The sequence below is a fragment of the Lactobacillus sp. B4007 genome (assembly GCF_026535895.1).
GTDB classification, from domain to species: domain Bacteria; phylum Bacillota; class Bacilli; order Lactobacillales; family Lactobacillaceae; genus Lactobacillus; species Lactobacillus panisapium.
In genome coordinates this window covers 525,116-546,004 of record NZ_JAFNPA010000001.1, presented here as the reverse complement: position 1 = coordinate 546,004, position 20,889 = coordinate 525,116, and the positions used below count along the sequence as shown (strand labels likewise).

Annotated in this window: 23 protein-coding genes; 13 read left to right on the top strand and 10 right to left on the bottom strand. The window is 36.1% G+C overall.

Going from position 1 to position 20,889, the window contains the following annotated elements; translation table 11 throughout:
* The first annotated feature begins 118 nt into the window (after nt 1-118).
* Complete coding sequence (locus J3U54_RS02615; RefSeq protein ID WP_103752588.1) at nt 119-1,141, top strand: branched-chain amino acid aminotransferase; 1,023 nt, start codon at nt 119-121, stop codon at nt 1,139-1,141.
* 693 nt (nt 1,142-1,834) lie between these two features.
* Nucleotides 1,835-2,134 carry a nucleoside triphosphate pyrophosphohydrolase gene (locus J3U54_RS02610; protein ID WP_267384959.1) on the top strand — a complete coding sequence of 100 codons (300 nt, stop codon included), beginning with the start codon at nt 1,835-1,837 and terminating at the stop codon, nt 2,132-2,134.
* A gap of 85 nt (nt 2,135-2,219) precedes the next feature.
* Here J3U54_RS02610 and J3U54_RS02605 read toward each other — a convergent pair whose 3' ends face one another.
* Nucleotides 2,220-3,239 (bottom strand): LacI family DNA-binding transcriptional regulator, encoded by a 1,020-nt coding sequence (locus tag J3U54_RS02605; protein WP_103752586.1) that lies wholly within the window; start codon nt 3,237-3,239, stop codon nt 2,220-2,222.
* A gap of 158 nt (nt 3,240-3,397) precedes the next feature.
* Here J3U54_RS02605 and J3U54_RS02600 point away from each other — a divergent pair, with 158 nt between their 5' ends.
* From J3U54_RS02600 to J3U54_RS02585, 4 genes are all read left to right on the top strand, one after another.
* On the top strand, nt 3,398-4,741 hold the full coding sequence (locus tag J3U54_RS02600; protein WP_103752585.1) for a glycoside-pentoside-hexuronide (GPH):cation symporter: 1,344 nt from the start codon (nt 3,398-3,400) through the stop codon (nt 4,739-4,741).
* Nucleotides 4,742-4,756: 15 nt separating this feature from the next.
* Nucleotides 4,757-5,872: a glycoside hydrolase family 172 protein gene (locus tag J3U54_RS02595; RefSeq protein ID WP_267384957.1), complete on the top strand. Its 1,116-nt coding sequence runs from the start codon at nt 4,757-4,759 to the stop codon at nt 5,870-5,872.
* A gap of 242 nt (nt 5,873-6,114) precedes the next feature.
* The gene (locus J3U54_RS02590; RefSeq protein WP_267384956.1) at nt 6,115-7,005 is read left to right on the top strand and encodes a DUF3737 family protein; all 891 of its coding nucleotides are present in this window, start codon (nt 6,115-6,117) and stop codon (nt 7,003-7,005) included.
* 2 nt (nt 7,006-7,007) lie between these two features.
* A complete protein-coding gene (locus J3U54_RS02585) occupies nt 7,008-8,195 on the top strand; it encodes a MalY/PatB family protein (RefSeq protein ID WP_267385058.1) in 1,188 nt (395 codons plus the stop codon).
* 242 nt (nt 8,196-8,437) lie between these two features.
* Here the strand turns inward: J3U54_RS02585 and J3U54_RS02580 are convergent, their stop codons facing one another.
* The 6 genes from J3U54_RS02580 to J3U54_RS02555 all read right to left on the bottom strand — a co-directional run bounded on the left by J3U54_RS02580 (nt 8,438) and on the right by J3U54_RS02555 (nt 12,065).
* Entirely contained in the window at nt 8,438-8,989 is a 552-nt protein-coding gene (locus J3U54_RS02580; RefSeq protein ID WP_220232500.1) for a hypothetical protein, read from the bottom strand.
* Nucleotides 8,990-9,228: 239 nt separating this feature from the next.
* On the bottom strand, nt 9,229-9,462 hold the full coding sequence (locus J3U54_RS02575; RefSeq protein WP_267384955.1) for a hypothetical protein: 234 nt from the start codon (nt 9,460-9,462) through the stop codon (nt 9,229-9,231).
* Complete coding sequence (locus J3U54_RS02570; RefSeq protein WP_267384954.1) at nt 9,434-9,850, bottom strand: hypothetical protein; 417 nt, start codon at nt 9,848-9,850, stop codon at nt 9,434-9,436. Before J3U54_RS02570 ends, J3U54_RS02575 begins: the two co-directional genes overlap by 29 nt.
* 75 nt (nt 9,851-9,925) lie before the next feature.
* Nucleotides 9,926-10,315, bottom strand: coding sequence for a flavodoxin family protein (locus J3U54_RS02565; protein WP_267385056.1), 390 nt, complete (start codon nt 10,313-10,315; stop codon nt 9,926-9,928).
* Between the two features lie 51 nt (nt 10,316-10,366).
* On the bottom strand, nt 10,367-11,407 hold the full coding sequence (locus J3U54_RS02560) for a zinc-dependent alcohol dehydrogenase family protein (RefSeq protein WP_267384953.1): 1,041 nt from the start codon (nt 11,405-11,407) through the stop codon (nt 10,367-10,369).
* A gap of 13 nt (nt 11,408-11,420) precedes the next feature.
* The gene (locus tag J3U54_RS02555; protein ID WP_103752577.1) at nt 11,421-12,065 is read right to left on the bottom strand and encodes an NAD(P)H-binding protein; all 645 of its coding nucleotides are present in this window, start codon (nt 12,063-12,065) and stop codon (nt 11,421-11,423) included.
* A 166-nt stretch (nt 12,066-12,231) separates the two neighbouring features.
* Between J3U54_RS02555 and J3U54_RS02550 the strand changes: the two genes are divergently transcribed.
* Entirely contained in the window at nt 12,232-12,672 is a 441-nt protein-coding gene (locus tag J3U54_RS02550) for a MerR family transcriptional regulator (RefSeq protein ID WP_164715390.1), read from the top strand.
* Nucleotides 12,673-12,778: 106 nt separating this feature from the next.
* Here the strand turns inward: J3U54_RS02550 and J3U54_RS02545 are convergent, their stop codons facing one another.
* Complete coding sequence (locus J3U54_RS02545) at nt 12,779-13,141, bottom strand: DUF805 domain-containing protein (protein WP_103752575.1); 363 nt, start codon at nt 13,139-13,141, stop codon at nt 12,779-12,781.
* Between the two features lie 161 nt (nt 13,142-13,302).
* On the opposite strand from J3U54_RS02545, the gene J3U54_RS02540 reads away from it, so the two are divergent.
* From J3U54_RS02540 to J3U54_RS02525, 4 genes are all read left to right on the top strand, one after another.
* On the top strand, nt 13,303-14,193 hold the full coding sequence (locus tag J3U54_RS02540) for an SDR family oxidoreductase (RefSeq protein WP_267384952.1): 891 nt from the start codon (nt 13,303-13,305) through the stop codon (nt 14,191-14,193).
* A 210-nt stretch (nt 14,194-14,403) separates the two neighbouring features.
* Nucleotides 14,404-14,892 (top strand): GNAT family N-acetyltransferase, encoded by a 489-nt coding sequence (locus tag J3U54_RS02535; RefSeq protein ID WP_217349842.1) that lies wholly within the window; start codon nt 14,404-14,406, stop codon nt 14,890-14,892.
* Between the two features lie 24 nt (nt 14,893-14,916).
* Nucleotides 14,917-15,309, top strand: a complete 393-nt coding sequence (locus J3U54_RS02530) for a cytidine deaminase family protein (RefSeq protein WP_103752573.1) — start codon at nt 14,917-14,919, stop codon at nt 15,307-15,309.
* Nucleotides 15,309-15,740 carry an ASCH domain-containing protein gene (locus J3U54_RS02525; RefSeq protein WP_103752572.1) on the top strand — a complete coding sequence of 144 codons (432 nt, stop codon included), beginning with the start codon at nt 15,309-15,311 and terminating at the stop codon, nt 15,738-15,740. Before J3U54_RS02530 ends, J3U54_RS02525 begins: the two co-directional genes overlap by 1 nt.
* A gap of 349 nt (nt 15,741-16,089) precedes the next feature.
* On the opposite strand, the gene J3U54_RS02520 is transcribed toward J3U54_RS02525, so the two are convergent.
* Nucleotides 16,090-17,187: an SLC13 family permease gene (locus J3U54_RS02520; RefSeq protein WP_103752571.1), complete on the bottom strand. Its 1,098-nt coding sequence runs from the start codon at nt 17,185-17,187 to the stop codon at nt 16,090-16,092.
* A 217-nt stretch (nt 17,188-17,404) separates the two neighbouring features.
* Between J3U54_RS02520 and J3U54_RS02515 the strand changes: the two genes are divergently transcribed.
* Both J3U54_RS02515 and J3U54_RS02510 read left to right on the top strand, forming a co-directional pair.
* Nucleotides 17,405-18,133, top strand: coding sequence for a gamma-glutamyl-gamma-aminobutyrate hydrolase family protein (locus tag J3U54_RS02515; protein WP_267384950.1), 729 nt, complete (start codon nt 17,405-17,407; stop codon nt 18,131-18,133).
* Nucleotides 18,134-18,145: 12 nt separating this feature from the next.
* The gene (locus J3U54_RS02510; RefSeq protein WP_103752569.1) at nt 18,146-19,546 is read left to right on the top strand and encodes an APC family permease; all 1,401 of its coding nucleotides are present in this window, start codon (nt 18,146-18,148) and stop codon (nt 19,544-19,546) included.
* Nucleotides 19,547-19,668: 122 nt separating this feature from the next.
* Here the strand turns inward: J3U54_RS02510 and J3U54_RS02505 are convergent, their stop codons facing one another.
* Nucleotides 19,669-20,850, bottom strand: coding sequence for an MFS transporter (locus J3U54_RS02505; RefSeq protein ID WP_267384949.1), 1,182 nt, complete (start codon nt 20,848-20,850; stop codon nt 19,669-19,671).
* Nucleotides 20,851-20,889 lie beyond the last annotated feature (39 nt).

Here is a 20,889-nt window from a genome sequence, read left to right as displayed (position 1 = left end):
AAAGGATTGACATCATTAAATTTATGGTCTAAATTAGTTAACAATTAACTATTAATTAAAAAGCTAATAATTTATTATTAGTTTATGTAACATAAGGAGTAATAAAGGGTGGATTGTTATGAAACAACGAGTAGAAGATCTTGATTGGGAAAATTTAGGCTTCGTTTATCGCGATTTACCATATCGCTATGAAGCTAAATATAAAGACGGCGAATGGCAAGAAGGAAAGTTGGTTGAGGATTCAACCGTTACCCTTTCCGAAGGGGCAGAAGTACTGCACTATGGCCAAGAGATTTTTGAAGGTTTGAAAGCCTACCGGCGTGAGGACGGTAAAATCAACTTGTTTCGCCCAGATCAAAACGCTCATCGTTTTACTTTGTCAGCTCAGCGCTTGGCAATGCCACCATTTCCTGAAGACCGTTTTGTAGAGGCAGTAAAGCAAGTGGTGCATGCGAATGAAGAATTTGTGCCACCATATGATAGTGGCGCAACTCTTTATTTACGTCCATTCATGGTTGGTACCTCAAATGTTTTGGGTGTTCAAGCTGCAGATGAATACGTTTTTCGCATTTTTGCCGTTCCGGTAGGGGCTTATATCAAGGGCTTGAACCCAGCCGACTATATTGTCAGCGATTATGACCGTGCTGCTTATGCGGGAACTGGTCAAGCTAAAACGTCAGGTAACTATGCCAGCAGTTTATTGCCGTCGGTTGAGGCGCATAAGAATGGCTATGCCGATTGTTTGTACCTTGATCCACGTGAACATAAATATGTTGATGAGTTTGGTGGCGCTAACTTTTATGGCATTACCCAAGAAGGGCAATTTGTTACCCCTAAGTCAAAATCGATTTTAATTTCAATTACCAAACGGTCCTTGTTAGAGCTTGCTAAGGAGCAGGGATTAAATCCGGTTGAGCGCCAGATCACCTTGGAAGAAGCTTTTAAGATGAAAGAAGCTGGTGCGATGGGCACAGCCGCTGTTATTTCGCCGGTGGGCTCCATTACCTATAATGGTAAAAAACATGTTATTTACAGTGAAACAGAAACCGGCCCGGTGACAACTAAACTGTACAATGAGTTAGTTGATATTCAATACGGTAAAAAGAAGGGCCCAGAGGGCTGGGTACAAACACTGGATTAAAAAAGTAAACATTTGAAAGCTTGATTTTTAAATTTAATGTATGATAAGAAACAGTAAATAAAAGCATGGTTCCAATTTAGCTAAGAAATTTTCAAATTCTGGAAGTGTATAAATCGAGCCATGTCTCAATATAATCTTCCCAAGATTATCAGCAATTAATGAGAAATACTGTAAACATAGTCATTTTAAATCCAAATTCTATACCACAGGAAATTGCAGTTATAAGTCATATTTTTAGTTTAATGAAAAAAGTAAAAGTAATGATATTTCGAATAATATAAAAGAATTTATTAACTAAATACTAAAAAATCTGCACAATACCAAACATAGAGTATTTAAAAATATGAATACAAAGATAAGCATAACTATCAGCAAAGACTATTTTAACTATAAGATATATAATGCGAAAAAGCTGTATTAATACAGAAATATCTGGAACTCAAAATGACTAGCAAAAGGATTTGGTGAAAACGAAATTATAGATAATCAAAAGCTAAATGATGAAGGAATTGATATACCTAAGAAATTGTAAACCAGTTTAATTAATTATCCATTTAGTATATTGATAATAACGGGTATATTTAATGTAAACTATCATTGTATATTATCTTTTTGTTTGTTGTAAAGACATTCTGAATTATACAATAATATAATGTTATACATTAACTTATTTAACTGAGAAGGCAAATAAATATGAAAAAATTAGTTAGAGATAAAATACCTGAATTTGCTAAAGATGCTAATTATCGTCACCTTACACATAGTGAAATTGAACCAGCTCTAAAGAAAAAATTAATTGAAGAAACTGGAGAAGTTGTCAACGCAACAAGTGAGACTAATTTGGTTGAAGAGCTAGGCGATGTTTATGAAGTTATCAGGGCCTATTTGAAGTTTAAGGGTGTTAGCCAAGAGGAGTTTCTAAAAATAGTTGGTCAAAAACGAGCTGAAAAGGGTGGCTTTACTGAATTTATTGAAATGGAAACTAAAAAGTAATATAAAAACTTCTTGTAAAAAAGAACATCAATTTTATATAGCAAATTAGAATTTTAATTTCTATAAAATTGATGTTTTTTATTTATTATAAAAATTTAGGCTGAGATAGGTTTTTGGTAGTCTGAGCTGCTCGAAAAGAAACAGGAATAGTTGTGTTGTGTGAAATATTTGAATCGTGTTCAATTAGTTTAATAAGATCATCAACTGCTACTCTTGCTATTTCTTTTACTGGTTGAACAATTGAAGATAAACTTGGAGTAATATTTGGCATAATTTGAAAACCGTCATATCCAATTATCTGTAATTCATCAGGAATTTTTATAGCATAATTTTTCAATTTAAATAGTAGTTGATAAGCTGTTTCGTCGTTAACAGCGAATATCCCATCAATTGTATCTAGATTATTAATGACCCTATCTAATAATAAAGGTGCCTGAGGGTCTGTTTCGCTACATTCAAAAATCTGATACGGAATCTGATTGTGCTCAATTACTTCTAAAAATCCTTTTTTTCGGTTTAATGAACCATTTGGATAATTAGCATATGTTCCAACAAAAGCTAATTTTTTTGCTCCTCTTTGAATTAATTCATGTGCAGCAATTTCGCCGCCATGAAAATTATCAGAAGTGATTGTAGCAACAGTCGGATATTCTGAAGTATCAAAGAATCTATCAATACTAACAAAAGGAATATTTGTTGATAAATAAGGAACAATATCATTATAAGTAATGCCTATAATACCATCGACTTTATTTTCTTGAGCCATTTTAAGGAACTTTTGCTCACTAGAAGGATCACTTTGATTATTAGACAGAAGCATCCCGTAACCACGGTTCTGCAAGTCAGCTTCTATATAGTAAGCAAACTCGGCATAAAAGGGATGCCAAATAAAAGGTACACTAAGAGCAATCATTTTCATTGATTCGGACTTTAATGCTTGTGCGACTCGATTGGGTTGGTAACCGAGCTCTTCCATTGCAATTTGCACCTTATCATAAGTAGATTGTGAAAAACCTCTTTTATTATTTAATACACGTGAAACTGTAGCTATTGAAACGCCAGCCTTGGCTGCTACATCTTTAATATTAGGCTGATTTTGGTTCATAATTACCCTACTTTATAACTTATATATACTATTATAACTCATAGATAACGTTTACTAAAAATATTTTATTTTTTCTTGAAACCCTTTTATATTAAGTATATTATTTAAGTAAACGTTTACTGATAACGTTTACAATAATGAAAAGGAGAGTAGTTTAAGTGAAACAAAAAGTTCAGTCGACTTCCCATCAGTTGTGGAAGGAACGTTTAAGTTATGGCATTTCAGATTTTGCATGCAACTTAGTATGGAATGTCTTGACATTGTATATGATGTTTTTTTATACCGATGTTGCCGGAATTGCGAGCGCGGCAATTGGTACAATGATTATGGTTACAAGGCTATTTGATAGTTTTGCAGATATGTTTACCGGAGTAATTATCGATAAAACACACTCGCGATGGGGAAAAAGTTTACCTTACATTTTCTTTGGCTCATTTCCGCTAGCAATATTTGGTGTTCTGCTATTTTGTGTTCCAAATATTTCAATGAATGGCAAATTGATTTATGCTTACATAACTTATTTAGGCATTTCAATTTGCTATGGCTTGGTTAATATCCCGATTTCATCAGTTTTACCTAATTTAACTAGAGACCCAGTAGAAAGAACTAACATGTCAACAGTTCGGATGGTTTTTTCTTTTCTAGGTGCAACTTTTGTTAGCGTGGCAACTCTACCCTTAGTTAAAATCCTGGGAGGAGCTAATCAGCAAAAAGGCTTTGTTATTGTGATGAGTCTATATTGTATTTCTGCAATCTTTATTTTATATATACCTTTTAAAAACTTACATGAAATTGAAGATACAGATAAAATTAAAAGCTCAGTTAAATTAAGTGAGAGCTTCCATGCACTATTTAAAAATAAGCCATGGTTAATTTTTGCTTTTAGTACATTGTTTATGTGGGCTTCTAACTTCTTTGTTCAAGGTTCGTTAGTATATTACTTTACTTATGTAATAGGTAGTACTACCCAAGCTGCAGTCGTAGCAGGACTGATTAATTTTGTGCCAATGCTTGGAACGATTGTAACGCCTTTTTTAGTAAAGTATATGATTAAACGTAATGTTTTCATTTTAGGAAGTAGTTTAGCGGGAATTGGTCTTCTAGTAATGTTATTTGGTCATAAAGGCTTGTTTTGTATATATCTGGGATCAATTCTTTATGCTTTTGGACATGGGATTCGCCAAAATATGTACTTTTCAATGCAAGCAGACCCTGTAGATTATAGTCGTTGGCAATCAGGTATTAATCTATCTGGACTTATTTCTGCAATAAATGGTTTTATTGGTAAACTTGCCATGGCAATAACTTCTGCAGTTACAGGGCTTTTATTAAGTTGGGGTCAATATGCTCCTCATCATATCCAAACTATGAAAGCAATCTTTGCGATAAAAGCAAACTTTATTTTATTACCTTTTATCATGATTATTTTATCTATTATAGTAATGTGCTTTTATAATCTAGATAAAATATATAGCAAAATTAATGTTGAGCACACAAATTAACAGGAGGCAGAAAATATGAATCTATCAGACTTAACAGAAATTAATTTAAATGAAGAAAATCGCACCATATCACCAGAAAATTTAACTGGAGAAAAGGGAAAAGCTGCTATGTCTAGTAGTGATTTGGGTCCTAGCCGTAAGGGAAACGGATCAATCAAACTACCTAAAGGTAAGACGGTTACAATTGCTGATATTCAAAACTCAGGTGAAATACGACATATATGGATGACAATTGCAGATGCAACTCCTGAAGGTAGTTTTGTTTTAAGAGATGTAGTTTTACGTATGTATTGGGATGGAGACGATAAACCAGCTGTTGAAGTCCCGATTGGTGACTTCTTTTGTAATGGATTTGGTGAAAGATGTGAAATAAATTCAGCATTAATTACTGTTAATCCAACTGGTGGCTTTAATAGTTATTTTCCAATGCCATTTAGAAAATCGGCTAAAATCACAATTACTAATGAGCATCCTGGGGATATTGATGGTTTCTTTTATGGAATTGACTATGTAATTAAAGATGTACCAGAAAACTCAGCATACTTTCATGCGATATGGAATAGACAGCAATACACTGAAAAACAGAAGGACTTTGTAGTTTTGCCAGAGATTAAAGGACCAGGACATTTTGTTGGAGTTTATTTTGAAGTATGTGCACTTCAGCGTTACTGGTGGGGTGAAGGTGAATTTAAGTTTTATATAGATGGTGATACTAAATATCCTACAGTTACTTCAACAGGGACAGAGGATTATTTTGGTGGAGCTTGGGCATTCCATCAAAGAGATGCAAAGGGCAAAACATATGCCAAAACATTCCAACGGCCATTTATGGGTTATCCTTTTATGTCTAAAATTGATCACACTCGTGATGAATTTAATAATGGTGAATTAATGCCTTTACACGCATTTGGTAATGATGCTTTACCTATGCATGGCTTGTATCGTTTCCATTTACTTGACCCAATTCGTTTTAAACATAATTTAAAAGTTACGGTACAACAGATAGGAAATAATGATTTGCAACTATTTGAAAGATCAGATGATGTTGCCGCAGTGGCTTATTGGTACTCAATGCAAAAAGGTAATAATCTTTCACCCATTGCTCCTCAGTATCAAAGAATACCGCGATAATAGATAATGCCTGCAATAGCATCTTACTGTTTAACGAATTTTTGATTGCTTTCAATATGGCATGAGCATTTTTTATAATCTATCTCCCTATTTCCTAGGAAATAAATTTCTAATCCATACTTAAGTTGTAATAACTAATAGTAATTGAAAAGTCTTAATAATAAGTATTTTTAATTTTTACTATTTTGATAAATAATAGCAGTATAAGATTAGTAACTTTAAGACTTAGGAAAGAAGCAGTAATGAATAATATTAGAGACCACTATTTTGAGGGTGAAAGAATTCTTTTTGGCTTGAGTAACAGTGAAATAGAAAATGTTACTTTTGGTCATGGCGAATCGCCGCTTAAAGAAGCAAAAGGGATTAAACTAAAGAACTCCGTTTTTAAATGGAAATATCCTTTATGGTACGATGATGATATTAGGGTTGAGAACACGGTTTTTGAAACAATGGCCCGCAGTGGTATTTGGTATACCAAAAATATCTCAATTTATGATTCAGCTATGCAAGCACCTAAATTGTTTCGGCGTTCTGAAAAAATTGTTCTTGACCGTGTGCACTTTGCCAATGCTGAAGAAACGATGTGGACGTGCCGAAAAATTAAAGTCACTAATAGTCAAATTAACGGGGACTATTTCGGCAAAGACAGCAGTGACATTTATTTAGATAATGTTAGTGTAGTAGGCAATTACGTTTTTGATGGTGCCAAAAACATTGAGGTTCACAATTCGACTTTTATTTCTAAGGATGCTTTTTGGAATTGTGAAAACGTAACGGTCTATGATTCAACTATTGATGGTGAATATCTAGCCTGGAATAGTAAAAACGTTAAATTTATTAACTGTAAAATTCAAAGCAGTCAGGGACTAAATTATATCGACAATTTAGTATTGACGAATGTGAGTCTGACTCATACTGATTTAGCCTTTGAATATGTTTCTAACCTTGATGCGGATATTGTGACTAAAATCGATAGTGTAAAAAACCCAATTTCTGGTAAAATAGCTGCGCCATGCATAGGTAAATTGATTATGGATCCGGCTAAAATAAATCCTGCGAAGACTAAAATAAACTGTGCTAAGATTGAAGTAAAAGTAGCTCGTTCAGATCAAAATCAGAAACCAAAGGAATGAATATGCAAACAAATTACGATTTTACCAATGCACCGGACAGAAGCAAGACAGATTCTATTAAGTGGGATGTTGAGCCAGGTGAACTACCAATGTCTTTGGCTGATATGGATTTTCAAACCGCTCCGGAAATTATTGCAGCGATGAAGGAAAAAATTAATTTAAAAGCATTTGGCTATGAATGGCCTGGTGCCACTTATTTCAATGCCGTTGCAGATTGGTATGACAAAGAGCACAGTCACCACCCTGATCCTGATTGGATGATTTTTACAACTGGCGTTGTGCCCGCTATTTCTTCAATTGTACGTCGTGTTAGCCACCTAGGCGATAATATCTTAGTACAAGAACCGGTTTATAATGTCTTTTACAATTCGATCGAAAACAATGGCCGTCATGTATTAGCAAGTGATTTGCATTTTACTGGTGAAAATTATCAGATTGATTGGCAGGACCTTGAGCAAAAGCTGGCATTACCATTAACAACGCTAATGATTTTTTGTAATCCGCATAATCCAATTGGCAAGGTCTGGACAAAGCAAGAAGTTCAAAAAATAGCAGATTTATGTCTTAAGCATCACGTGGTTCTTTTGTCAGATGAAATCCATGGCGATCTAGTCAGAACTGGCAAAGATTATACACCGGCGTTTGCTGTTAATGGTGTTTCACGTGAAAACATTATTTCGCTAGTTTCTCCTAGTAAAACTTTTAACGTTGCAGCACTTCATGCAGCGACTGTGATTATCCCTAATGATAATTTACGTGAAATTGTTAATCGGGGTCTTAATAGCGATGAATTGGCTGAGCCAAATTTACTTGCAATTCCAGGTACTATTGCCGCCTATACTGAGGGGCAGAGCTGGCGCCAAGCTTTAATCGCTCAGCTTAACGATAATTTCACCTATGCCACTAATTTTATTGCCAAAAATCTACCTGAGCTTAAGGTAATTACGGGAGATGCCACGTATTTAATGTGGCTTGATGTTCAACAAGTTAGTCATAATTCAGCAGAATTAGCGCAGTTCTTACGCCAGGAAACTGGACTAATTGTTTCACCAGGGAATATTTATCGTGGTAATGGCGCTGACTTTTTGCGGATTAACTTGGCTTGTCCACTAGCAATGGTTCAAGACGGTTTGCAGCGCTTAAGTGATGGCATAAAGAAATATCAAAGTAATAAAAAATCCAGCAGATAATGTTAACCCACTAATTAAACTGCTCTAACGAAGTATTTATAATGAAGTTAAGCCCCATAATTAATTATGAGGCTTTTGCATGACTAGGAAATTTTGCAAAAAAATACATGACTCTGGTAAATTACCGGAATCATGTTTCACTTTTTGGCTTCTAATCTACTATTGAGCCGTTACAAGTGCCTTTGTTTGATTTTAAAAAAGTAGAGGTGCTTTTAAATTCTCAGTCGTAATGACCGATTTCCTTAATTTTTATTTTTTTGAAAATGTTGAGCCAATTGTAGTGCCGTTGCAACATAATCTAAAATGGTAGTGACAGTCACTAAGACTTTTTTACCGCTAAATGATCCTTTGAGAAGCAGCGGTACTTGCGCACCCATGGCAATGAATAACACGATTATCAACAAGCTTGCGGGTGAGAAGGGACTACCATTGTTAGTAAATTTATTTAGCAGATTTTGGATTGTTTTAACAGTTTGCGGCGGCAGTTTCATTTTGTCTGCTAAAATTTTTAAGAAATTTTGGTTTTTAAAAACGGGGATTAACTGGGCACTGGCTTCATGAGAGAGTTGCTTTAATTGCACTTGAACCTGTTTGCTGTGGCCCGCACAGTATTGCAATAAGTTCTGCACTTGCTCCAATCCAGCCTGAGTCCAAGAATAATTTTTGGTGTGCAATTCCTGCCATATTTTTGGCATATGACTGGTTGTTTGGCCAATTTGTTTTAATATTTGCTGTGTTGGTTTGGCGCGTAATAAAGTTTGTGACCAATTAACGAAGTATTTTTCAATGTGCATAAAATACACCTCCTGTTACCTCATTATAGCAAGGGCATAATAGAGATTGGTTTGATACGCTCAGAAAAATTGTGGCGGTACATTTAATTTTTTAACGTCTTATTATAATTAATTAGCTTATTTAAGAGTGAATAAAAAGTGTTAAAGCAAAAAGTCACAGCAGTTATAAGAACTACTGTGATTGAGATAAACGTTGTTACACAAGGGATGCGTTTTAGTTATGTGTAATCGATATCAAATTATTTTTTGCCAATCATCTTATTGTGTAAAGTATTTGCCTGTGAGTTTGTCTGTGCGATACCAACAAAATTCAGACCAAATCTTTTAGAAACACGGTTTAGTGTTCCATAAGTTGAATTAATAGCCAAAGTTTGGTTACTGTCAGCTCCTTGGACAATAACGTATAAATCACTGCCTTTAAGGTCATTATTGATGTTTAGGTGGTCAATAAAAGTTTTTAAATAGCCCGACATATTTGACCAATAAACAGGAGTTCCGATAACGATAACATCGGGCACCTTTCAATTGGTTCCATACTTTAGGGAAGTCGCCATCTCCTTGGCCAATTTGGGGAATGTGGTAATCGACTAAATTAATTTGTTTGTATGAGCTGCTTCCAAATAGTTTTTTGGCGAGATTGGCCGTATTACCATCTTTATTTTGGCTAGCGTTAATAAATACCCGTCTGGCACCTTGATTAGTATGGCGCGGCTTAACAAATTTCTTTTTTACTTTGGATTTGGCCGTAACAGAACTAGAATCAGAATTTAAGCGTGTTGTGATTACGGCTGTTCCTGCGACTAGGCCAATAATTGCTAAAAAAATTGCCAGTTTTTTCAGCAGATTAAACTTCTTATTCATTTTTCTTACCTCCTAATAGTGTCAAATTGTTTTACGTGAAACATTCTATTCTCTTTTTTAATTAATAAATTGTTCTTAAATATCAACAAAGTTCATGTTGGCAACAGAGGCAAAACGGGCGATAACATCAGTTACTGGCTTAATGGCATCTGTTGGATCAGTCCCTTGGATAAAAACAGAAATTTTTTTATCGGCTAAAGTATTAAAATCTTTGCTTTGACCGATTCTTTCAATGAATGTTTTTAGATAGCCGCTCATATAGTGCCAATAGGCTGGGGTACCGAGAATAATCCAATCAGCTTGTTGTAATTTTGCAAAAACCTCGTCAAATTGGTCGTCAGAATAGCTTTGATTAATTTGGTAGATTTTATAATCAACAAGATTGATTTGCTGGTATTTTCGGCCATTTAAATAATTTTGCCCCATGCGACTAGTAGTTCCTGAACGGTTTTGACTAGCGTTAATAAAGACGATGTTAATTTTAATTACTTCCCTTCCAAAATAAGAGTAATTAACTTATTGGTTAACGACTAATAAAGATTTAATTGCTTCACGTTGATCCATTGCTTCATAGGCTTCTTGGATTTGTGCCAATTTAAAACTCTTGGTAAAAACTCTACCGGGATGAATTTTACCGCTTAAAACCGCATCAAGCAGAATATCGCGGTCGTAAGTAGTAACGGGGGCAATACCACCACGCAAACCAATATTTTTCCAGAATAAAGCGGTTGTATCAATTGCTGGATTCTGAGGCACACCGACACGACCAACAATTGCGCCCGGACGACCAACTTGCAGTGCAGTTTGAATTGACTGTTTTGTACCAACGCATTCTAAAACCGAATCGGCGCCATTACCGTTAGTTAGCTCTAATACCCGCTTGACAGCCTCGTCACCACGCTCTGGCACAATATCAGTTGCACCAAATTCAACAGCTAATTTTTGCCGATCTTGGTGCCTACTCATAGCAATGATTCGTTTTGCACCACGTAGTTTAGCTGCGATTACACCGCATAAGCCAACTGCACCATCACCAAAAACGACTGTTGTGTCGCCAATTTTTACTTCTGCGCTAGCAGCTGCATGGTAGCCAGTGGCCATGACATCTGCTAATGCTAAAAAGTCATTTAGCTGCTCAGCAGTATAATCAGAAGGCTTGCCGGGGATTTTTACTAAGGCCCAATTAGCATTGTGAAATTTGAGGTATTCTCCTTGGTAACCACCGTTAATTTCGTTTCCCTGATTAAAACAATTACCATCAAACCCTGCTAAGCATGCGGCACAATGTCCACATCCGTGCGTAAAAGGGGCGATAACAAAATCGCCGGGTTTAACTTGAGTTACTTCAGCACCAACTTGCTCAACAATACCAATTGCTTCGTGTCCGGTAGTCGAATTTGCCTTGCGCTGCGATATGCCACGGAACCACCACAAGTCTGAGCCACAGACACAAGAGCGGACGATTTTGATAATTGCATCATTTTCTGATTTTAATTCTGGCATCGGGTAGTCTTTTAATTCTACTTTGCCTGGTTTAATAAATGTTCCTGCTTTCACTTTGATTTTCTCCTTAATATACTGGTCGATCTTCACCTTGGGTTGCTGGATCAGCAATGCCAATACTATCGTTAACGTAGAGATTTGGATCCCGAATTATTTTTAAAATAGCGTCTGCAATGCTTTGCCGAGAACCTGAAACACCTACATACGGCTCATCATGAGTAGTAATGGTATATTTGATTTCATTTCGATCATTGAGCCATGGCAAACGCAGGGTAGTATACTGCAGGCCCGACTCGGCAAGCAGCTTATCCGAATTAATTGCAGTTTGCAAACCGGGCAATGTGTATTCGTGATTCCACCGACCAAATTCGCCGCCAACTTCATTGTAAATGCCCAAAATATTAGTAAATATTACACGTGAAACATGGTTATTTTTCATGGCACTAATTACATTTTTAGTAATGACATTGCCCGCGGTATGATCAACTACTGCTACAAAAACCATGTCTTGGCCGCTAACGGCATCATTTACTTCGTTAGCATTAGTTAAGTCAACTTCCATTACTTTTACCTTAGGTTTTAAATTTGCCAGTCTTTGGGCGTTGCGCAAGCCAACCGTCAAATTGATATCTTGGAATTCTGGCTCAGTTAAAAGCCGATTTTCAACTAAACGCGCTATTTGACCGTTTGCTGCTAAAATTAATAATTTCATTGAAAGCACCTCTTTTTCTAATTAATACAAAGTATATTGCCTTCGAGCAACTCTAAGTCAAATTTTTTTGCTAGTTTATTAGTTGATAGAAAGTGTTAATATTAAAGACAAAGTAGTTATTTTTAGTAAGTTAATTATGATTGGTAAATAGTGGCAGGAGAACATGATGAAAAAATACCAAATCAAGGATGTAAGTGATTTGCTCGGAGTTAGTACTTACACTTTGCGCTATTATGAGAAAATTGGTTTACTCAACTTTGTAAAGCGAAATAAAAGTGGTGTTCGTGAATTTGAAGCCAGCGACTTAATTACTATCAATACCATTATTTGCCTGAAACAAACCGGTATGCCATTAAAAGAAATCAAAAAATACCTAAAGCTAGTTGGAGAAGGCATTGATACGGCCGAGCAGCGAAAAGCAATGTTTCTGCAGCAACGACAAAAGGTAACGGAAGAGATCGCTGCTTTAAAAAAATCAATGAAAATAATAGATCGCAAAATTAATTTTTATGATGAAGCAATTAAAGAGCAGAGCTTAGATGTTTGCCGCGATGACCGCAAAAAATGGTTAGAAGGAATTTTGGCTGGAAAAGAAAAAGTGCAATAACTCATCGATAAGGTAAGTTTGCACTTGATAAAGACAATCTTTAATAAATAAAAACGACCCAAATTAACTGTGTCAATTATGTACGTTTAATTTGAGTCGTTTTTTATTAATAATTATTTGGACGTGAAGGCCAGAGCATTAATATCACAAACCAGATCTGGCCGATAAACGGCAGGACATTAATTAAAATCCACCAACCCGAGCGGTTAGTATCATGTAAACGCCGAATGCTTAGTGATAAAGTGGCAAGCCAAACAATAAAACTAATAACTAGTGAACCTGTCTTAGCGCTCCAGTCACCCCAAGTATAAATATCTTCAATAGAATGACCTAAAATTGTTTGCACAATCCAGGTTAAAACAAATCCTAGAATTATGTTAATAATTACGGGAATCCAATATTCACCCAAACTTGCAACCCCAGAAAAGTTGAAAATATTTTTCCAAAATTTCTTATACGTATTAATCATAGGTATAGCCTCCTTGACTACAGTATTATCAACACCATCATAAAACGAAAAATTTAATACATCAAAGAATATGATTTGTTAAATATTGTAAGCATATATTTTGTTTTGCGTATGCAAACGCTGTAAATTGAAGGTGGATTTTTAAGAAGGGAGATCATAGTATGGATAATAATTTATCAAACCCGTTAACTCGTTACCGCAATGAAGAATTTTCAGAGCAATCACAAGACTACCCTGGACTTCAAAGCAAGATGGATCCTAAACCTGATGGTGATATGGCTGATTATGAAGGTCATGAATTACTAATTGGGCGCCACGCTCTAGTAACTGGCGGCGATTCTGGAATTGGTCGTGCGGTAGCAATTGGTTTTGCTAAAGAAGGCGCTGATGTTGCTATTTCATTCTTGCCAGATGAGGAAGAAGATGCCAAAGAAGTTGCCGAGTTGATCGAAAAGGTCGGTCGAAAGGCAGTTTTGCTTCCAGCAGATTTACGTAAACGCGGTGAAGCTGAACGTGTTGTTAATGATGCTGTAAAAGAATTTGGCAGCTTGGAATTATTGGTTATGAATGCTGCTATCCAGCAACACTCTGACAGTTTAGAAGAACTGTCCCTTGATAGCGTCCATGATACTTTTGAAGTTAATATTATTTCGATGTTTGAAATGACAAAGGCTGCAGTTCCACATATGAAACCAGGTAGTGTCATTTTAACTTCTACTTCAGTTCAAGGATTCCGGCCAACGCCAATTTTATTGGATTATGCTTCCACCAAGGCAGCGATTGCTAACTTTTCAATTAACCTTGCACAAGAACTTGCTTCAAAGGGAATTCGGGTTAACAGTGTTGCTCCTGGTCCTATTTGGACACCATTACAAGTTTGTGGTGGTCAGCCAAAATCTGGTGTACCTAGCTTTGGTCATGAAGAGCCACTCGATAGAGCAGGTCAACCTGATGAATTAGCTCCTATTTATATCTTCTTAGCATCCAATTTGGCTAGTTATGTTACTGGTCAAGTATATGGTGCAACTGGAGGACAAGGAATTAATTTGTAAAAGATATTATTACTAAAAAACGCTTCTACTTGTAATGCAGGCAGAAGCGTTTTTGCATGTCTAATTTTTACTATTTTCCAGTTTAATGAAAAAACGATTGATTATTAAAATAAAGCAATTGAAATCTTATCTATATTTAAGCAAAATTCTATAGTATAATTAACTTATCTTAAACCTTATTTTATTACTATAATTGAAAGATTTTTTAAAATGAAAATAGTTTTTAGCCAAATTCAGCAATTATCGCAAAAAAATGCAGAAATAATTGCTACTAAATGGCATTATGATGGTGAATATTCCTTTTATGATATGAAAAATGACCAGGAAGATTACGATGAAATTATTACGCCTGCATTGCGAAAAGACCATTACTTTGAAGTTTTGGCAGATGATGGCCAGTTGACAGCCTTCTTTTGTTTAGATCCGATTGAAGGTAAGAATGATCAGGTTGAAGTTGGACTAGGGATGGCGCCGGAGTTAACGGGACATGGCCTTGGCATAAAGTTAATGCAAATGATTGAAGACTATGTGAAGCAAATTGGAAAATACCATAAAATTATTTTATCGGTTGCTGAATTCAATAAGCGGGCGCAAAAAGTTTACCAACGAGCAGGCTATCGCATTACTGGGTCAGAAGACGAGGCTTCTAATGGCGGTATTTATTGCTTTATTTTAATGGCAAAAGAAATAAAGAAATAAGAATATTTTGAAAGAATTACAATAATGGATCAGCAATGGCAAAAAATGTATGAAGCCGCTAGCCAAGTGCAGAGGTTTCATCAAATTGGCGAACATATGGAAGCTGGCGGGGTAGCTGCAGCTGTTTTAAGTGAGTCAGGAAAAATTTATACAGGAGTTTGCGTTGATACGGCATGTGGTCTTGGAGTATGTGCTGAACGAAATGCTCTTTTTAACATGATTACGCAGGGCGAAACGAGGGTGTCACGTGTCTTAGCCCTAATGTCAAATGGCAAAAATGGTGCGCCATGCGGAGCATGCCGTGAATTTATCGTCCAGTTGATGGAAAAAGATTACCAGAATGTTGAAGTAATGATGGATTATCGGCATGATAAGGTAGTAAAAATGAGCGAATTGACGCCAGAATGGTGGTTATAATGAAACAAGAAGTAAAAGAATTTTGGCGTGATTTTTGTCAAAAGCATAATTGGGATGAGAGCACAAAGTTTGATGCTTGGTCATTTGGTACAGACAAAAACGGTTTAGCTGATAAAGTCAACGGTGGCATCAAAACTGCGACTACCTCTGCTTATGAATTTTACGAAGATAAGCCATTGCCTCAAGTGGGGGAATTGAGTGTTATTCTTGATGAGGCTGGTAAACCAGTTTGCGTGGTTCGTGAAAAAGTTGTGGAGATTGTCCCCTACAATCAGATTTCCGCTGAACATGCTTATCATGAAGGCGATGGTACCTACAAAAATTGGCGACAAATTCACGATGATTTTTTCAAGAAAGAATATGAAAGCAAAAAACGCGTTTTTTATCCGCAAGCACCAATGGTTTGTGAAGTTTTTGAAAAAGTTGAATAAACTTTGGAATGAAATAAAATTAAAAGGTGGGCGAAAACTGTTGCTAACAGATTAGTGCAGATGGTAAAGCATTTTGCTAATAACTCAGAACTTGAGGACTGAATTTTACCTAAACCTTATTTTATTTAATACTGCTTTTTATCCACTGCTAATTAGATTGTAGGTAATCTAATTAGCAGTGTTTTTCTTTATTAAAAAGTAGGTGCTTAGTATGGAACAGAAAAATTGGCTAAACTAATTTTTAATGAGAACACTCAAGAGTTAAGACATTAACTCTAACCTATTATCCGTTAACTAAATCCGCGGTTAATATTTCCCAGGAAATATTAACTCAAGTAAAAATAACTAATTATTTTAATATTATTAGTGTTAATAAAGCTAAAACAATCAGAAAACTAAAGTTGACAAATAAAAAACCAGTAACTGTTTTCCAGTCATGTACTTGTGCTTGTTTCAAGGCCAGTAAATTAGCAAATGAGGCAATGGGCGTGCCCAGCCCTCCAACATTTACGCCAAAAAAGATAGCGGCAATGTTTGTTGAGAAGTTGGCGATCAATAAAGTTGCGGGCACATTACTGATCACTTGACTTAACATGATCCCAGTCCAGTAAGTAATTTGTGTTCCCTGGTGTAAAAAGTGGGTAATTATTTTAATAATTATTACTTGACGACCAAGTATTCCAACAATTAGGAAAAAACCAATAAAAGTTAGTAAAGTTCCGTAATCAATTTGTCCGATAGTAGAGCAGTCCACAAGAAAAATAATGACAAAAATAGCAATTGTCGAGATTGTTAGTTGGATGAAGTGTAATACTCCAGCGAATGCAAGAGCAAGTAGAATAATTGCTGCTGTTAGCTGAATAGGTTGTAAAGCATGCTTAGTCTGGGCTAACTTAGGCAAGGATGTTTTGGGAATGGTCATTGTTGCCACAACTAATAACATTAGGCTGATAAGGGCTAGTGGCAATGATAGTTTGAAAAAATTGCTGAGAGTCAAGTGGTAGTGATTATATAGATACAGGTTTTGGGGATTGCCAAAAGGTGTTAATGCACTACCTAGGTTAGCAGAAATTGTGATTAAGCTTAACGGTAAAATAAACGGACCACGTATTTGGTGATGAATAGCCAAAAAAAGTGGCACCAAACTGAGAATAGCAACATCATTAGTTAAAAACATCGCTAAAAAGCTGGCTAATAAAACTAACAATTGTGTAACTTGGCGATGAGTATTGGCTAAATCAATGATTTTCTGGCTGAGATAATCTAAAACATTAATTTTGATTAGATATTGGGTAACCAGCATTAGACTAAAAAGCGAGAAAATAGTTTCCCAGTTAATATCTGCTGTTTTTGGAAGAGCATGACAAGCAATACTAGTACAAATTAATATTAGCATTATTAGCCATAATATCTTTTGTTCCCTAAAAAATTTGGTAATTGTGTTCATTTTTAACTTTCACCTCTGCTTTTTCAGTTGACTTGGTCACTAAATTTATGCTCATGCTGACGCATAGTTTTAAATTCTAGATTATTTCTTTCTTGCCTATCTGTAAAAAAAGAGTATAGCAGAAAAAGCATGTGAGGCAAACAAATTTTCCCTTTAAACTTAAATTTATTGCTATAATAAAAATAGAAAATTAGAGTTAAAAAAGTAGGAGAAGAAAATGACAAAACCGATTATTGGAATTGCTGGCTCGGAAATGATTGATACTGAAGGCCTTTTTCTTGGGTATCGCCGTAGCTATATTAATGAAGATTACGTTGATTCAGTGGTTCAAAATGGTGGTGTGCCATATGTTATTCCGTTTACTGGCAATGATGATGTAGTTAAAGCACAAATGGAACATGTTCAAGGGGTGATTTTATCTGGTGGGCATGATGTCGATCCGCATCTATACGGTGAAGAACTCAAGCCTAATATTGGTGAAATTTGGCCCGCTCGTGATCATTTTGATATGCTTCTTTTAAAGTTGGCCGAAGAAATGGGTAAGCCCGTGTTGGGAATCTGTCGGGGTGCGCAAATTATTAATGTTGCTCATGGTGGCAGCCTGTATCAAGATGTGGCTTACCGCAAAGAACAGACGCTTAAGCATGATCAACAACATACGCCAGATTTGCCAACGCATGGAATGAAAGTAAAAGAGGGAAGTGTTCTTGCTCAAACATTAGGCAAGACAGAATTTATGGTAAACTCTTTCCATCATCAGCTAATTAATAAGGTAGCACCAGACTTAATTGAAGTTGCTCATGCAAGTGATGGTGTTATTGAGGGCTTGGAAAACAAGGCTGGCAATGTTTTGGCTGTTCAATGGCATCCAGAAATGCTTCACAAAAATCCAGATACTAAATTCCAAAATAATTTGTTTAAGTTCGTTATTGAGAATGCAAAGTAAAAGAAGATAATTATGAACACAAATGAGAAGGCAAATGACAAGTTAGGCTTTTGGTCGATTGTACTTTTAGCAATTAACTCAATTATTGGTTCCGGGATTTTTTTAACTCCCGGAAGTGTTGTTACTCAGGCAGGCAGCAAGTCTTTGATTGTTTACTTAATTGCAGCAATTTTTGCGGCGATTTTGGCCATTTCATTTTCGGCTGCGGCCAAATATGTGACTAAGTCTGGTGCTTCGTATGCGTACACAAAGGCTGCTTTTGGTGAAAATGTCGGCTTTTATGTCGGCATTCTGCGCTATTTTTCCGCTAGTGTTGCTTGGGGAGTAATGGCAGTAGGTGTGATTAAGTCAACGATTTCCATCTTCGGTGGCAATCCAGACAGCGTATTAAATGTAACCATTGGCTTTTTGGTTTTAATGTTAATAATTTCAGTGATTAACTTATTTGGTCAAAAATTTGTCAAGTTGGTAATGAACCTCGCGACAGCAGGAAAGTTGTTTGCATTAGTGCTAATTATTGTCGCTGGCGTAGTACTTTTGATTACGACGGGGGCGTCACACAACTTAACAATGGTTGACCAAATCACGCAAAATGGCCACAGAATTGTCCCGACACTGACAACCACAGGTTTCGTGATGGCTGTTGTTTCTGCTTTTTACGCTTTTACCGGTTTTGAATCGGTGGCTTCTGGGTCTGACGATATGCAGGAGCCAGAAAAGAACCTGCCTAAGGCTATTCCGCTGGCAATTTTTATTATTGCTGCAATTTATATTGGGGTAGTGGCTGTTGCTTTGATGCTAAATCCGAAAGCATTGATGACGACTAAACAGGTAGTAGCAATCAGTGCAATTTTTAATAATGAAATCTTGCGCGATGTGATCTTGGTGGGAGCATTAGTATCAATGCTGGGCATCAATGTGGCCTCAAGCTTTAATGCACCCCGGATTTTAGAAGCGATGGCACGTGAAAATCAGTTGCCTTCTTCACTCACGAAAAGAACCAAAAGAAACTTTCCTGTTAGAACCTTCTTTATTTCTGAGGCTTTAGCAATCTTAGTTCCACTCGCTTTTCAATATAATATGGTAAATTTGATTACACTGAGTGCAATGGTGCGGTTTCTAGGCTTTATGATTGTGCCCCTAGCGGTCATTTGTTTTTACTTTGGTAAGAACAAGGAGCCAATTTTACCAGCGCCAAAGAACATTTGGACAGACATCATCGTACCGCTTTTATCGATTGCTTTAGTCATTTTTCTATTAGTGAAGTACAATTGGCAAGCACAGTTTGGCATTATTGAAAATGGCAAAGTCGTTGGTGTCAATTGGTATGCGATATTCATGATGGTATTTGGCTTTATCATTTTGCCATTGTTGATGTTTTGGTTTTCACGGTGGCAAAAAAATAAGCAGTAATTATTTGGGTAAAAAACAAACCGTCAATTAAAGTTAAATCTTTAACTCACGGTTTTTATGTTCATAATTATAGTAAATGTGTAACTAAAAACGACATTCTAACAAGAATGTCGTTTTTTGCTTTATTTATGCTGTTTTTTAATTTGGAAGTAGTGCACAATACTGTAGCAGAACAAAATTGCCATTCCAATTCCAGCCATTGTCATGTCAGAACGTGGAGTACCTGAACCCAAAGTGGCACCAAGCCAGTTAATGATAGTTGGTGAAACGGCACAGCCAATGTTTACTAATACTAGGGTAATTGTTGTAGCAAAGTTAACGGAATTTTTCGGGGCTGCTTCATCCAGCCAGTTAAAAATATAAGGAACTGATAGGCCAAAGCCAGCACCTAAGACGATAACGGCTACAAATAACATTGGCAAGTTGACAGCATATGCAATTGCAAGCAAGCCGGCAACTTGTAAAAACAAACCGATCGGTAGAATCAAATCATGCAGTTTCTTTTTCAAAAAGCCGTAGCACATGCCTACAGGAATTCCAATAAGTGTAACTACACTTGAAACGAAAGCAATTTGGCTAACATTTGCAATTTTCTGGCTTGTTGCCAATTGCGGTAGTTTGAAAGACATTGGCATAAAGAAAACATACATAAAGAACATAACGATGGCGATTTCAATCACGCTGGCATTAATTTTGTTTTCTTCCCGGTTAGCTGATTGGTCAGTACTATCAGTTTGTTGTTGATCAGGTAATTTAACCACAAAGCCGAACAACAGTAGAATAGGCAAAGCTGCTAGGTAAATAGCGAAGGTTGCGTGCCAGCCATTAACTGCTAATATGCCGACACAAAATGAAAAAATAGCTGCTCCTACACTACCCATTGAATTTTGGAAACCCAGCATTGTTGATAGTTCATCGCCCGCATAGAATTTGGATAATAAGCTAACTGCAAGGGAATTAAATAGACCAATTCCTGTACCCAGTAAGAAACGTGATACCAAAATTAGGGTATAGCCAGTGGCATACATCGGATAAGTTCCGGCTAGAAGTGCAATAATAAGACCCGTAATTACGGTTGTTTTGGTACCCAATAATTTGATTAAAAATGGGCTTAATACTAAGCCAACAACTATTCCAATATTTGGAATAGTACTTAAAGTTTCAACGGCTGCGCGTGAGACATCTGGGAATGATGAGTACATTAATGGCAATACCGATGAAATTTGTGGCGCTATCATCAATAATAAAGAAATTGATAATAAGGCAACTTTGAACAATCCAGATTTTGGATTAACTTTTTTCATACTAGCTCCTCATTTCTTCAGCTATAAATCGTTTTCGTT

Bases quoted from the DNA above. Each gene is read 5' to 3' on its own strand.
- J3U54_RS02530 (WP_103752573.1), top strand. From the start codon at position 14,917: ATGGATCAGCAATGGCAAAAAATGTATGAAGCCGCTAGCCAAGTGCAG.
- J3U54_RS02585 (WP_267385058.1), top strand. From the start codon at position 7,008: ATGCAAACAAATTACGATTTTACCAATGCACCGGACAGAAGCAAGACA.
- J3U54_RS02575 (WP_267384955.1), bottom strand. From the start codon at position 9,462: ATGTCGGGCTATTTAAAAACTTTTATTGACCACCTAAACATCAATAAT.
- J3U54_RS02605 (WP_103752586.1), bottom strand. From the start codon at position 3,239: ATGAACCAAAATCAGCCTAATATTAAAGATGTAGCAGCCAAGGCTGGC.
- J3U54_RS02520 (WP_103752571.1), bottom strand. From the start codon at position 17,187: ATGAACACAATTACCAAATTTTTTAGGGAACAAAAGATATTATGGCTA.
- J3U54_RS02515 (WP_267384950.1), top strand. From the start codon at position 17,405: ATGACAAAACCGATTATTGGAATTGCTGGCTCGGAAATGATTGATACT.
- J3U54_RS02510 (WP_103752569.1), top strand. From the start codon at position 18,146: ATGAACACAAATGAGAAGGCAAATGACAAGTTAGGCTTTTGGTCGATT.
- J3U54_RS02580 (WP_220232500.1), bottom strand. From the start codon at position 8,989: ATGCACATTGAAAAATACTTCGTTAATTGGTCACAAACTTTATTACGC.
- J3U54_RS02555 (WP_103752577.1), bottom strand. From the start codon at position 12,065: ATGAAATTATTAATTTTAGCAGCAAACGGTCAAATAGCGCGTTTAGTT.
- J3U54_RS02570 (WP_267384954.1), bottom strand. From the start codon at position 9,850: ATGAATAAGAAGTTTAATCTGCTGAAAAAACTGGCAATTTTTTTAGCA.
- J3U54_RS02540 (WP_267384952.1), top strand. From the start codon at position 13,303: ATGGATAATAATTTATCAAACCCGTTAACTCGTTACCGCAATGAAGAA.
- J3U54_RS02590 (WP_267384956.1), top strand. From the start codon at position 6,115: ATGAATAATATTAGAGACCACTATTTTGAGGGTGAAAGAATTCTTTTT.
- J3U54_RS02610 (WP_267384959.1), top strand. From the start codon at position 1,835: ATGAAAAAATTAGTTAGAGATAAAATACCTGAATTTGCTAAAGATGCT.
- J3U54_RS02545 (WP_103752575.1), bottom strand. From the start codon at position 13,141: ATGATTAATACGTATAAGAAATTTTGGAAAAATATTTTCAACTTTTCT.
- J3U54_RS02550 (WP_164715390.1), top strand. From the start codon at position 12,232: ATGAAAAAATACCAAATCAAGGATGTAAGTGATTTGCTCGGAGTTAGT.
- J3U54_RS02525 (WP_103752572.1), top strand. From the start codon at position 15,309: ATGAAACAAGAAGTAAAAGAATTTTGGCGTGATTTTTGTCAAAAGCAT.
- J3U54_RS02505 (WP_267384949.1), bottom strand. From the start codon at position 20,850: ATGAAAAAAGTTAATCCAAAATCTGGATTGTTCAAAGTTGCCTTATTA.
- J3U54_RS02595 (WP_267384957.1), top strand. From the start codon at position 4,757: ATGAATCTATCAGACTTAACAGAAATTAATTTAAATGAAGAAAATCGC.
- J3U54_RS02615 (WP_103752588.1), top strand. From the start codon at position 119: ATGAAACAACGAGTAGAAGATCTTGATTGGGAAAATTTAGGCTTCGTT.
- J3U54_RS02535 (WP_217349842.1), top strand. From the start codon at position 14,404: ATGAAAATAGTTTTTAGCCAAATTCAGCAATTATCGCAAAAAAATGCA.